Source organism: Halanaerobaculum tunisiense, from assembly GCF_054657635.1.
On the sequence record NZ_BAAHYI010000005.1, the window covers coordinates 63,885 to 78,120 of the forward strand.

The 14,236-nt window shown below is 28.2% G+C and carries 11 protein-coding genes; all 11 read right to left on the minus strand.

Features of this window, described 5'->3' with window-relative positions; genetic code table 11:
* Nucleotides 1-79: 79 nt before the first annotated feature.
* Complete coding sequence (locus tag ACYQ3D_RS06030) at nt 80-1,942, minus strand: hypothetical protein (RefSeq protein WP_459837094.1); 1,863 nt, start codon at nt 1,940-1,942, stop codon at nt 80-82.
* On the minus strand, nt 1,926-4,070 hold the full coding sequence (locus tag ACYQ3D_RS06035; protein ID WP_459837095.1) for an McrB family protein: 2,145 nt from the start codon (nt 4,068-4,070) through the stop codon (nt 1,926-1,928). Before ACYQ3D_RS06035 ends, ACYQ3D_RS06030 begins: the two co-directional genes overlap by 17 nt.
* Before the next feature lie 52 nt (nt 4,071-4,122).
* Nucleotides 4,123-4,710, minus strand: a complete 588-nt coding sequence (locus tag ACYQ3D_RS06040; protein ID WP_459837096.1) for a class I SAM-dependent methyltransferase — start codon at nt 4,708-4,710, stop codon at nt 4,123-4,125.
* Entirely contained in the window at nt 4,710-7,103 is a 2,394-nt protein-coding gene (locus ACYQ3D_RS06045; protein WP_459837097.1) for a DEAD/DEAH box helicase family protein, read from the minus strand. Before ACYQ3D_RS06045 ends, ACYQ3D_RS06040 begins: the two co-directional genes overlap by 1 nt.
* Before the next feature lie 190 nt (nt 7,104-7,293).
* The gene (locus ACYQ3D_RS06050) at nt 7,294-7,503 is read right to left on the minus strand and encodes a DUF3006 domain-containing protein (RefSeq protein ID WP_459837098.1); all 210 of its coding nucleotides are present in this window, start codon (nt 7,501-7,503) and stop codon (nt 7,294-7,296) included.
* Between the two features lie 2 nt (nt 7,504-7,505).
* Nucleotides 7,506-7,874 (minus strand): hypothetical protein, encoded by a 369-nt coding sequence (locus ACYQ3D_RS06055; protein WP_459837099.1) that lies wholly within the window; start codon nt 7,872-7,874, stop codon nt 7,506-7,508.
* A gap of 17 nt (nt 7,875-7,891) precedes the next feature.
* Complete coding sequence (locus tag ACYQ3D_RS06060) at nt 7,892-8,401, minus strand: glycoside hydrolase family 108 protein (protein WP_459837101.1); 510 nt, start codon at nt 8,399-8,401, stop codon at nt 7,892-7,894.
* Between the two features lie 25 nt (nt 8,402-8,426).
* Nucleotides 8,427-8,837 carry a phage holin family protein gene (locus ACYQ3D_RS06065; RefSeq protein ID WP_459837102.1) on the minus strand — a complete coding sequence of 137 codons (411 nt, stop codon included), beginning with the start codon at nt 8,835-8,837 and terminating at the stop codon, nt 8,427-8,429.
* Nucleotides 8,838-9,485: 648 nt separating this feature from the next.
* Entirely contained in the window at nt 9,486-13,415 is a 3,930-nt protein-coding gene (locus ACYQ3D_RS06070; RefSeq protein ID WP_459837103.1) for a YecA family protein, read from the minus strand.
* 204 nt (nt 13,416-13,619) lie between these two features.
* Nucleotides 13,620-13,967 carry a hypothetical protein gene (locus tag ACYQ3D_RS06075; RefSeq protein WP_459837105.1) on the minus strand — a complete coding sequence of 116 codons (348 nt, stop codon included), beginning with the start codon at nt 13,965-13,967 and terminating at the stop codon, nt 13,620-13,622.
* 63 nt (nt 13,968-14,030) lie between these two features.
* Nucleotides 14,031-14,186, minus strand: a complete 156-nt coding sequence (locus ACYQ3D_RS06080) for an aspartyl-phosphate phosphatase Spo0E family protein (RefSeq protein ID WP_459837106.1) — start codon at nt 14,184-14,186, stop codon at nt 14,031-14,033.
* Between the last annotated feature and the right edge of the window lie 50 nt (nt 14,187-14,236).

Sequence of the window (14,236 nt, forward strand, 5' to 3'; positions counted from 1 at the left end):
GTCTCCTAATCGCATAGTTCACGACGTCCTATTTTAATATGGAGTTATAGTATAGCCTTTATATTTTTAAATAAACTTATCAACACAAAATAATTTCTTTAATTTTTTGTTTAAATTGACTATATCCATATTGTTCTTCTGATTTTTCTTCAGGCGATAATTGAATGAAAATAAATTTATTACCATATCTTTCAGTAATTATACTTCTAGACTCTTTTGGATATGTAATAATAATCTTATCAATTGGACTTGTCAATAATTCTCCCTCAGAAGTTGTATATTCTATTTCATTTATATAATTTCTTAACTGATTTGAAACTTTTGTTCTATAATTATTGTTGTATAAATTTCGAAATTTTCTGTACTTAACTTCAATTATAAAACTTTTTATATAGTCTTTATTTAATGAATATATATCCACCCTCAAATCTGGTCTCCAATTTTTTCTTCCTAGAAATCCACTTTGCTTATCCCGAACTTTATTTTCAGAAAAAACATCTATTTCTTTATCATATTTTACCTCTATATAATAATTATCATTTTCAAATTTTAATGCCATTCCTTTAGGAATTTCTATAGGTAAAAATTCATTTTTAATTTTTCTTTTTAGCCAGTCTTCTTCCCAATTAAATCCAATATCTTTAAAAGCATTTATAGTATTTATTAATATATAATACTCGTATAATTTTTCTGTATTTTTAAATTGATATAACTTATTGTTTAAATTAATTTTATTATTTTTATGATTAAAAATATTTTTATATACGTTATAAATTTTCTTATATCTTCGATCTTTAAATAATTTTTTACTAGGTTTATTGATTTTCATAAAATCTTTATTTTCTAAATATAAATTACTCTCCATAATAAAATTTAATGATTTTAGCAATTTATTAGCTTTATTAACTCTATTTTTTATAATATTTACTGATTTTTTATAATCATTAATCTCTTCATTAATTCCTTTAATTTGGCCTTTTTTAATAGAAATGTCATCAGAAAAACGTTTGTTATTCCATGATTGATTTAACTTTTTTAATTCACTCTTTATTTTACTTTTTTTATCTTCAAGCTGTTCTACTCTATTATTCTGCTCTTCTATTTCTAAAATTAATTTAGCTTTTAAGTTTTTCAATTGTTTTTTAATAAAAAAAATACATTTTATAAACCATTTATTTTCTAAATTATCCACAGAAGTTTTATTTCTTTTTTGATAAATAATATCTGGATTATGTACTGAATTATTTAATGCATCTCCCTTATTACTAGCCAACCATTTTACTGATTTTTTATCTAATTTAAATTTATCTCTTCTTTCTTGATATTCACTTATAAGATTTTTAATGGGTCTTTTTAATATATCAATACTATTTTTCAAAATTTGATCTAATTCATTCTCAATTATATCTAACAAAAAAAGTTCTGTTTCTAAAAAACAGTTATCAGTAACTGCTAAAATATCTCTCTTTTCATATCTAATATCAAATATAAGCCCTTTTACTAAATCATTTATCATATCTCGTAATTTTTTTATTTGTTTTTTTGAAATACTATTAGGTTCAATAACAAATGATGCGTAATATTTTTCATTATTGCTTTCTATAGTAATTAAATATTCATCAGGAACCCAAGGATATTTTTTCCCATTCTCTCTTTCAAATAAAGTTCTTTCAGTATTAGGTTCTATTATTAATTTGTTTTCTTTTAACCTTCCAGGATTCTCAACTTTTAATACAGCATCTACATCATCATTTGTAATAAATTCTAGTTTAAATTCTTTGTATTCAGTAAGAACTACTTTATCTTCAATTTCTCTTACCCCTCCTTCCTCTTCAGTTTTAAAATAATTAATTTCCTTTATATCCTCTACTCGCTTAATACTGCCCCAAGAAGATTTTACTTTTACAGAAAAAGGGAGGTCATCTTTATAAAGCATATCCATTAAAATGCATCTCCTTTGCTTTACGTTTTAACTCTTTTATTGACCTATTAAAATCAGATATTTGCTGTCCAAGTTCTGAAGTTAATATTTCATAAATCTTACTATTAAATATTTCATCATTTTTAAATTCTCCTATTAAGTTACCATATTGTTCTTGATGTCCAGTTAATTTAGTCAGTAACCTTTGTTTTAACTGAATATCAAAAGCATCACTTCTAGAAATAAAAGGTTCTCCATTCTTTTTTAGAGGAATATTTTTTAAATATATAGCAATATTCTTAATAATCCTAAATGAAACACCTTTTTGAGCATCCACTTTATTTATTTCATGATGCAGTTTATCCAATAGTTCTAATTCTTCCCTTTTCAAAAATTCTATTGGGTCTTCTACTTTCTTTCTCCATTCATTAAAAATACTTCCCCCTTTATATGTTCTAACTTTATCATCACTCTCTGCAAATTGATTATTATTTATTTTATCTTTTATCTCACAAAATTCTAATTTTTTAGGAGTAACTACATTAACTCTATCCAATAACCTATCTGAAAAATCTTTTGTTGTTTCATCAACATTTACAGTTCCTATAAAAACTACATTATCACCAATTGAAATAGATGATGGATAACGTTTATTATGACAAATATTGTTTTCTCCATACAATGGTAATTTCCGATTCTCTTCATCCAATTCTAATAAAGATATAAATGGGGAAAACCAATGTTCTACTTGACTTAAATTCATTTCATCAAATATAACCATATATATTTTATTTGGATTTTTACTAGCTTCTATTAAAATATCAACTAAACCTGTTTCTGCAGGAGTATATATACCATTTATGGTATTTAAATATCCTAATACATCACTAGGTTCAGTATATGAAGGTCTAATATCCAAAATTATATATTCGCTTTTCAAACCAAGTGTTTCTGCATATAATTGAGCCATTCTTGTTTTTCCTGTCCCAGACATACCACTAATAATAGTCAATGGACTAGTTTTTATACTAGTATGCAAATTATATAAATCTTCTTTATCATAATAAAGTTTCTTTCGTAAAGCATTATTATAAAGTCTTTTTAAAAATTGATTTTCTCGTTCATTATATTTAATTTCATTCTGACTATTTTCGATATTTTTATTATTTTTTACTGAATCCATATTTATTTCTTTTTCTTCAATCATATTTTTTTTAAACTCCTCACTTTTTTTATTTGATTCCATTTCTTTTTTATTTTCCCTTATATTTTGATTGTTATTTTTAATTGAATTAGCATTATCGTCATCTATTTTTTCTATATTATTTATCATTTCTTGATTAAATCTTTCTCGATTAAATTCTTTACTTTTTTCATTTAATTCTCTATAATACTCATCAGAAATAAACAGTAAGTTTTGATATTCATATATACAATTTTGTTGGAAGTTATCAGGTAATCGTAATATCCCAATAGTATCTTCATTTTTATATTCTAAAATATTATAATTTGCATCTTTACTTTTCGCCCAACCTAATTCTAAATTAGTATATAATATATCATCTACTAAAACTATATCAGGCTCTAACATCTCATTACAATTATAATTAGAAAATTCTACTTTTTCTCCATTAAATAATTTTTCTCCAAATTCTTTTTTATCTAAATCTAAAGTTGGAATAGGTTTGAATTCAGTCTTCTCTAATTCTTTTATATCATTTATCCATTCTATATCATCAATATCTTTTAAATCTAAAATATTTAAATTTTTGTGTTTTCTTTCTTCATTCTCATATTTAAATAATGGTTCAAATAAAATTATTTTATCTTCTAATTTTTCTCTCACTATTCTTTCTTTCTCACTAGTACTTATCTGTGGATAATTTAATTTATTAGTTACGTCATCATCAAGTTTCTTAAAACTTTGGGAAAAACCTATAAATAATCTATCATCAACATTATGTTGCAAATATGTTTGAGGATCAGAAGATATTCGTCTTACATAAAATAATACATTATCTCCTTTTGAAGTCATCATAAAAGTTACAGGCTCCTGATTTATTCCTAATCTAGGATATGTATCTTCTTCAGTTGCTAAAATTCCAAGCATATAACTATCTTTTATTTTTCTATTTTTTTTACTACTCATTTATATTCCCCCATATTATTATTTCTAAATTCTCTTCTAGTATCTGATTGCACTAATTAGTTTTTCTCATCAATACATTAAGCCAATATTCATCCTCTCGATTTTCCCTAGCATCAACAGTCTTCCACATCTTAACTACTTCTAATTCAGCAAACTTATCTTTTAGCTCCATAAAAGAATCTTCATCATAATAGTTAAATAATCTACCATTTCTATAAACTTCTCTATTGCCGTATTTAAATGACATATAAATTACTCCATCGGTAACCAAAGCTCTAGTAAGCTTTCTAAACACTTCTTCAATCTCTTCTCTACTAACATGAAGTAAAGAAGCACAAGCCCAAATCCCAGCAAACTCTTCTTCAAACTCCATATCTTGAAAACTCATATGTAAAACTTCTTGGCCGATTAACTCTGAACTTAATTTGACTAATTCTTGAGAAGCATCAAGAGCTGTTATCTGATATCCTTGTTCTAAAAAATATAAACTATCTCTTCCTGAGCCACAGCCAGCATCTAAAATATGACCATTATCCTTTACATGCTCTAAAAATTCCTGATACTGATTACTCATATCTACATTAACTGTATTTTCATAAAAATCTACTGCATGTTGATTATAATAATCTATTGTAGTCATTAATCTTCCTCCTTAAATCTTCTTTCAAAGTATCTTGTATCTCTATAGCTTAAAATATCTAGATAATGTTTTGTTAATTCTTCATCTAGATAAGGCTTTAGATCTTTATGTAACATAAACTTTTTATTAACCTCATCATGAATAAAATATTTTCTCTTACTTAAGTATTTCACTGGATTTCTTACTGCTTCTTTGATAAATTTTTCTTGGCCCCAATTTCTCCAACCCTTATGTCTCTTATTATTTAAATCTTTTTGATGAAGTTTATGATCCTGGTAATAATTCATAAAAGTTTCTCCTACTTTTTCTATACTAACTTCACTGTTTAACTTATCATCTACAACTAACGATAATAAAGTCGGTATCTTATAAGATTTACTCATTCTAGTACTTTCAAGCTCTAATAAAAAGTCTTCTACTATTGTATTAAGCCAACTTTGTTCAACTTCAGTTAATTCATCAATACTAGCTAAAAATCTTAAATATCCTTTTTGCCCTTTATATTGTCTATTTAAATATTCTCTAGTTTTAATATCAACTCCATCATAAATATCTTTTCTAAGCGGCCTTCTATTTAAATATCGCTTTAGTCTAAAGTATTCTTCTCTCATTCTTTTTCGTAAAGGATCATTGGTCCTCATTTCCTTAAATAAATCAATAACTTTAAAGTCGAAAGAAACCTTGCATCCTTCAGGATATTCAAATTCTTCTAACTCATTAATATCCTTTTTCTTATTATTCATAGGATTTTTACCTGATAATAGAAATGGTACATAATGAGCTCGTTTATAATTTCCTATAAAATCAAGCACCCTTAAATGTTTTTTATCTTCATATTTTCTTAGACCTCGACCTAGTTGTTGTAAGAATACAACATAGGATTCTGTTGGCCTTAAAAATAAAACTGTATCTAATACTGGAATATCAACACCTTCATTAAAAATATCAATTGCAAAAATAACATCTATTTCTCCATTATCAATCTGCTCAATAGCCTCATCTCTCTCCATAAAGTAGTTACCCTTATTTTGAGAACTATGAACACAGACTGCTCTAATATTATGTTCATTAAAATACTCAGTCATAAACTTAGCATGTTCTATTGAAGCACAAAAACCTAATGTTTTATCTCCTGCTAAATTATTATAATTCTTTAAAATCAAATCTGCCCTTTTATGAGTAGATAACTTCTTTTCTAAATCTTTCAGATTATACTTTCCATTAGAAATCTTTACTTCATCATAATCTACTTCAGTATCATAAATTCCATAGTATTTAAAAGGAACTAATAAATCTCTATTAATTGCATCTTTTAAATCAATTTCGTAAATGACATTATCATTACATAATTCATAAATATCCTTATTATCCATCCGATAAGGAGTAGCAGTCAAACCTAATAAAAAATCTGGCTCAAAATAATCTAAAACTTGCCTATAACTATCTGCCGCAGCATGATGAAATTCATCAACTATAATATAATCAAATTCAGTCTCTTTAAAGTAATCTTCATTTAAATAATCATCTTTTCTTAAGGTCTGTACACTTGCAAAAACAATATTTCCTGTAGTATTCTTTTGATCTCCATTAAAAAAGCTTGTCTTTAAATTAGGCTCTATAGCTTTATAAGAATCCCTAGCTTGCTTTAAAATTTCCTCTCTATGAGCAACAAATAATACTTTATCAAATTCAATTGAATCAAAAGCTGCTAAATAAGTTTTTCCTATACCAGTAGCAGCCACTACCATCCCTTTTTCAATACCTTCTTCACGGGCCAACTCTAATTCGTATAAGGCCTCAATTTGAGCCCCTCTAGGCTCTGGCTTGTCCAACTTTTTAGTCTCATCTTCAACTATATCACTCTCTAGCTGATTACTCTTTTTCCAGGAGCTAGCATACTTCCTTAATTCTTTTTCATCAATCTCAATTGACTCTTCCTCAAAAATTCTATCAAATTCCTCTTCAAAGTTTTGATAAGTTGTTTCATCTTTACTATCAACCATTCTATAATTCCATTCAATTCCTGAAATCAAAGCAGACTTTGATATATTAGAGGACCCTATAAATAATACTTTACTATCATCATTTTTAAAGAAATATGCTTTGGGATGAAATGAAATATCACTTTTACTAAAAAATCTTAGATCGACCATGTCTCCTAACTCTTTTTTTAGCAAATATAATGCAGAAGGTTCAGTAATATTTAAGTATTTTCCTGTAATTATCTTTATTTCAGCACCTTTTAAAGCTTGTTTCTTTAAATCATCTATAATTAATTTAACACCTGACTCCATTAAAAAAGATACAATTATTTTAATTTCTTTAGCCTTCTTTATTTCACTTTTTAAATGATCATACAAATTCACTTGATTTCCTGTGATTGCATTTAACATCTTTGGCCCTCCTAATCCTTAAACATCTATGTGTATTATAGCAAAATTTGATAATAATATCCAATTGGTTTAAACAGAAATAACTAGAATAATCTTATTTCTTAATAATCATAATCAAATTTTATCCACACCAATAATTATAATAAAATAAAAAACTCCTAGGGCCAACTGCCCCAGGAGGTCTAAATAATCACTGATTTATTAAACTATATAACAAATCTTCCAACTTCTCACTTCTTTTAGTAGTAACCTTCTTATCTAATCTAAAATCTAATCTCAGCCAATCACCTTCTGCCACATTATCCGGTAATTCTTCTTTAGGCACATTAAGTTCTACTTCTTCTGGACCTACCAGCAACACACCATAATTACCTACAAATCTATCAATGACTGCTCTCATATTTAGTCCTCCCTCTCCAACTTTAACTCTCCATTCTGCCACGATACCTTAGCTTTTCCATCTCGCTTTAACTGTCCTTTAACTCTATTCTCAATTTTAGCCTTAGTAGACTGATCAATCTGATAACCTGCTTCTTTTAACTCGGTAAGCAATTTCTCAACTACATCATCTACTTTATTTAAAGTCGGACTCTCTGAATACTCCAATAAAATCTTATCCAAAATATCATCTACCTCAGCCAAAATAATACTTCCGGTCTGAAAATAAGAATCAACTTGGGGATTATATTTCTTGAGCACAACTATTAAAGCACTAAGCATAGGTACACTAGCCACTACCAACCTAACTGTCTGCTCTACTAACTCTTTCATTTTATCACTCCTCTTTATTATAAAATTAGTACTCGCTTCAACCAACCTCTAATAAACTTCTTTTGTGACTTATCCTGTTCTACAATTCGAATGTATTTAACGCCTTGTAGAATATTAAGTAGCTTAATCAGCTCACTTTTATAGCTGCAATTATTAACTGCTTCTAAAGTAACTGGGCCAACTACTCCATCAACTGCAATTTCCTCTTCTTTTAAAAGATTATAAGCTCTCTGTAGATGTCTGTTGGCAGTTTGTGGGCCAAAGTTAATCGCCTGATCAAGAACTTCAAGAGCCACTCGATCATCTTCAATCTGATTGTATTTAAGGTTGGCCCAATAATTTTCGTAATATATTTCAGTTGCTTCCTTTTTAGTAAGCTCTTTTAGATCTCCTTCATAATCTGACCTTCTAGCAGTAGATTCAGTAACTCCAAACTTAGTTGGCCCGCCGCTATCATCCTCATCCTCTGTATAGCCGCCTTCATATTCTAAAACTTCCTGTAGGATCTTCTTAAATCTATTCCTCATTTTAACCACCTTCCAATAACTCAGCTTAATAGTTTTTCTTATCTTTAAGTTGTATTAGCGATTTTTTGAGAAACTCTGGAATAGGAACCCCCACTTGGCCTAGATTTTCTAATGCACTAATCCCTTCTTTGGAAATGTAAAACCAAATAGCCATTAATCTAATCATCCCTCCACTTGCTAATATCTGATCTGTCAAATGAGCTATTGCAACTGTCAAAAACATTCCTACCTTCTGAGCTACTCCTTTTTTCCCTATAACACTATCAATCTCTTGTAACACATAAGCCGATAACAACCCAGTCAGATAATCAACTACAACCATAGCTAATAAAATCTCTAGAGCTTGATCATAACCACCTAACCAATAACAAATCCCCCCACCAAGGAAGCCCACAATATAATTGAAATATTCTAGTACCTTATCGAGCCAATCCATATTATTAAACCTCCAATCATAACGAATTGTCATGCTAAAAACCAGCATCACAACTCTTGAAGACCAACGCCCAGTTCCAGTCATTACATTCAGCATATCTACAAGCTGATAAAGTCCCTACGAGTCCCATCGGACTCTCCGTGAAAACCATAGAAACCATATCAGCACCCGGTAGATATGCTGAACTCCATTCCTTCCACTAGGCTAAACCAATCCCCGAACCAGCCAGCATAAAAACCATGCTGGCTGTAAAGAGAAAGCAAATCAATAATTCTAATGTAATATCTTAGTCCCTTTCGCAACCACATTGTATCCCTCATTCCCTTTCCCCCAAACCCCCTAACCCTTTAACTCCCTTCCCGACAGATCGGCAAAAACCAGCCGATCAAATAAGGTTGCATTAAATTTGGGGAAAGGGAAGATTGAGGGACACGATTTGAGCTGATGAGAAATGACGCATCAATTTCTCATCTATTCTCAGGTTGCTTTCGGGGATTCTACAACCATAAAACCAAAACAATATACAAAAAACACCTAGAATGAACTCTAGGTGTTTAAATGACAATATTTTATATTTTTATTGTATCAGATAACTAGTTGGTATTTCTCCCAAATTTGTCTCAAAGTTGGCCCGAAATTTTGAATAAACTAAAATATGCTTTCTAACCCTTCATGTTTCAACTTCGAAAATGAAATAAATGGCAATTCTAAATCTTTAATATATGGTGTTGGAATTTCTTCAGATGTAATAAAGAACGAGTTTATATTCACAGTTGACCAATCTAAATTATAATAGAAACATACATATTCAATATTGTCCTTAACCCATTTATCTCTTCTCAAATGCTTTTTCACCCAAGCTTTTCCTTCATCATCGAATTTATCTATTTCATTTGCAAGCTCACGTGGATTTCTTCCATAATTTATATTTTTACATTCAATAAGAAATATACTTTTAGTATCCTTATCTATAACTAAAACATCTATATCTCCAATATCATTTTTAAATTCAAATTCTTCTCCGGGACCTATCTCTATTTCAGCATCTATGATCTGATTAGATCTTTTTTGAAAATTATTCTCAAACCACTTCTTTACTTTATTAGTAAATTCCTTCCCTTTATAACTTTGTATTTGACTCATCAATGCCTCCATCTCTGAAGACTGAAAACCTTTATTACGTCCAGTTAAAATAACTTTTTTTAAGTACCTGTAAGATTCCTCTACATGTCTTATTCCCCAAAAAGTTATAAAAGTATCATTTTTATTGTTATAAAGCAATATAATTGGCTTTCTTAAATATGATAATCTTCGATTATAGTGCCAAGGCCAAATATCCTCTTCACTAAATCCTTCTGGAGGCTTCTCCCACTTCTCCCGTGAAGTAAGAGAGAACAATTCAATAGATTTATTAATCTTATCACTAGACCATTCTAGTTTATTTTCTAATTTCTTTGTTAAATCTGATAATTGAAGAGAAGCTACTGACTTTTTTTGCTTTTTTCCAATGGATATTAACCCTCTATAAAATTCTGTTATTTGAGAAAAAGTTAGTCCAAATTCAGCTTTAAAAACTGAATTATAATCGTTCAAATTAATTTTTTTATTATCCAAATTATCATCCACTTCAAACTGCTCCTGAAAATTGCTCATTGAAGCCAATATTCCTTCAGTTGTTTTAGCATCCCAAAAATCTTCCCAGAAATTATTTATGTCTGACAACTCCACTCCAATCCTATTAGATTCTAGAATGCTAAATTCAACATCAAATAATTCGAGATTGATATAATCACTTAACATAGCCCAATTTATCAAATGATACACTATAGCTAACATTTTATCTAAATCAGTAGTGCTGACTTTTTTTGAACCTTTTGGTGGATCTGCAACAATTATTTCAATTAATATCCTATTAGCCAATGCACTAGAATTAGTATTCTTAATCTCTGATTTTAAATTTTCTCTTTCTATTTCTATATCTGAAAAGCATTCTATTCTAGTAGGGGTAGTTAATTGTAAATCAGATCTAAAATTCCAAATTGCTTCATTATTAGCCATCAATTTATTTAACAATTCTTTCCAAGAAAACTTAGCAATAAACTTTTTTAAACGTTGATAGTATATATCAACTACATTATTGCAAAGTTTATTTTTTTGTTTTTTATTAACTAATCTTTTATTACTAACAATTTTATCATCTAATTTTTCTACAATATTATCTAATTCAAATTGTATATCATGCTTTTGAAGCCTTCTTAATATTGGAAGATGATTAGAATTTAACGAGATACTTTTTTCAGAATTTAATATAAAAATTTTTTTCTTCATTCCAATTGGTATATGATTGTCTAAAATACTACTTCTTACTTTAGAATTTAACGCATTATGATATCCATAACTTTTTAGCATATCATTAAAAGACTTTAATAATTCATCTAAAATTAATCGTTCACCATAATTATCCTTTCTAGCTAAAAACGATTGGATTTTAGATGAAATATTGAAAACAATAGTCCGATTATTTATTTTCCAACCAAAATCTAAATTCTTCTCTTTTTTATCAAAATCATCTTCCAATTTACTAACCCATTTATTATGATTTTGAAGATTTACCAACACATTTATAGGATTAGCATGCAATTTTTTTAAATATGAGGATAAACTAGGAATTAATTGCCACAGCCAATAGGATAACATTTCTATTAATTGAAAGTAAACATTTTTGAGTTCAGTAGAAATATCGTTTATGTTAGGTTTTGCATCAATCCATAAAGGTTGAGAATAACCTTTCACAAGTTGTTCTAATGATATCCCTATAGCTCCTTTAGGATAATAAATAGGAATATCATCTTTATATCTTTTACGAACAGTAATATAATGTGAAGGAGTTCCTTTTAATACTGCATGCTCATCATTTATTTTAGAAGCTTTTATTCTTAACTGTATACCATACCCTGGTAATATATTAACAAAATTTGGCGTTTTATCATCGGTAATATAAAATGAATGCTCATGATCAAGATATAATGAGAACCTATCTAAAAAATTTATTATAGGACTAAAAGGCTCTCCTTCTGCTTCTTTATATAATTTTTCTTTAGACTCTGCATATTTCCATAAAGTTAAATTATCACATTCTTGAAGCTGCGTTATAATATCCAAATTTTCTGCAGACATCGATAAATGTTTAATTTCATCAAAAGGAACTTTTATATCAAACGATATTATTCTACCTATACCGCCTATAATTATAATCAAAAAAATTTCATTACTATAAAAACTATCACTTAATTTATTTATTACCTCTTCTATTCTATCATTTATAGTTTTTATAACTTTTTCAGATAATTCCCCCATACCATAAGGATCTTCAATATCATAATTAGTCGCATCATCAGTAATTAATTGCACATAAGCAATCTTATCAGAATCAAATTTATATACTCCTTCCTTAATAGGAATCTCCTCTTCAATTGTTGGCAATCTAATTAAAGGTTGCCTTTTAAAAGACATCAATTTTAAATTTTCTTTTATCCCATCCCAAACCACTTCATTATATTTGCTAGCAAATAAATCGAGTATATTATATTCTTTTGCTAGAACAAAAATGAAATGCCTTAATGCTACTAATATTGATACAGGAGATGCAAGAATTATTTTATCATCTATTTCAACAAATGGGCTCGAAAATAGTGGGTTTTTTAATGGATTCTCTTTAGAAAAACTATCATCTCCTACTCTTATAATAAAAGGTTCTAAAGCTGAGAAATTAATATTAAAATTTTCAAATAAAGATTCAATTTTCTCTCTAGTGAATTTTACAGATTCTTTAAGTTGATTAAATCTCTCTTCTTTAGGAACTTCTATATCTTTTCCCCACTCATTTGGACTATCTAAATAACGTGAATATCCCGCTCTTTTTGCAACTTCATCACTTAAAGTTAATATGGCTAAAGCACTATCCCAAATAACTTCTACAAATTCCTGTGGAAATAGTTCTTTATTATAATCAAAAATAGTATTCAAAATATTTTTTAGGATAAAAGATCCTCCATCAGTAATTCCAGGAAATACAATATAATTTCCTCCATGAAAAATAATATTATTTGTAAATAGATTTTCAACAGGATCTTCCTGTCTACCTAAATAACCATCTGCCGGTAAACAATCATTAATAGTTTTTTCAAATTGTGAATTACTAATTTCTTTTCCCTTTAATTCACTAAAAGAACACCCAACTTTTAATGCTTCATCCAAACGAACAATATGGGAATGATTTTCTGGATAAATTTCTAACCCTGCTAAAGTTGTAATTAATTCCATTGATTTATAATCTCTAAATTCATCTTTTAAATTAGAAGTATATTGATGAGTAAATTTATCATTAGGTAATTGTCCAACGATTTCTTCTAAAGAATCATTAACATCTGAATTATTTTTTGTTTTCTCTTCAAATGTATATAAATCTGAAAACTCTTTTTTATTTATACAACACTTTTTATATTTTTTACCACTTCCACAAGGACAAGGTTCATTTCTGCCAACTTTTTTTCTTTTTCTCTTAATCGTTTTTCCCAATAAATTCCCTCCTTAAATTAATTTAAAAAGTAACATCTTATTTTTGATAATACAAATAGCATAAACAAAATATAAAAAGTGAAATTACATTATTTTCATCCTAATATTATAAATAAATTAAGTGATCTGTCATTTTCAATTATTCGCTATAAATTCTTATTATCCTTGTAATTTAAGTATAAAATTTACTTTATTATTCATCAACTACAATAAATCACCAATACCTGCCTTCAATTTCTCTAGAACTTGCTTCTTTACTCGATAATACTGACTACTAGAATAAGGGAATAATCTACTATCATAAATCAGATTATCCCTTTCAATACTTCCTCGGAGATACTTAGCCTTAATCAATGGTAACTCCTGGTCCTGATCCAAAGAATCCAATCCAGCCTCTATTAGACCAATCTTTCTTTCTAACTCTTCCTTTTCCTTAGCCAACTCCTCATCTAGCTCCCCAGTATACTCTAATTCAATCTCAAGCGCCTCTAATCTACTCTTAAACTGTTTATAATTAGACAAGTAGTCAATCAACTTATCATACTCTCCCATCTCTAAGCCCCCTTTAAAACAAAAAACACCCTTGTCGAGATAACAAGGGTGTAGTACAAATATCTATCCGCCGATTTCCTCTTTATAATAAGCTAAAATTTTCTCATCTAACTTTCGACTTAGATCATACACTTCTCCATTCAATAAATCTTCTTTCTGATTCGCTTTATCCACTAACTGTTGCTTAAGTTCTTTGATTTCCTCTTTTATTTTTTTCATTTTATCCCTCATTTCCAGGATTAAATATCCTTATAAATAATAATTACTAT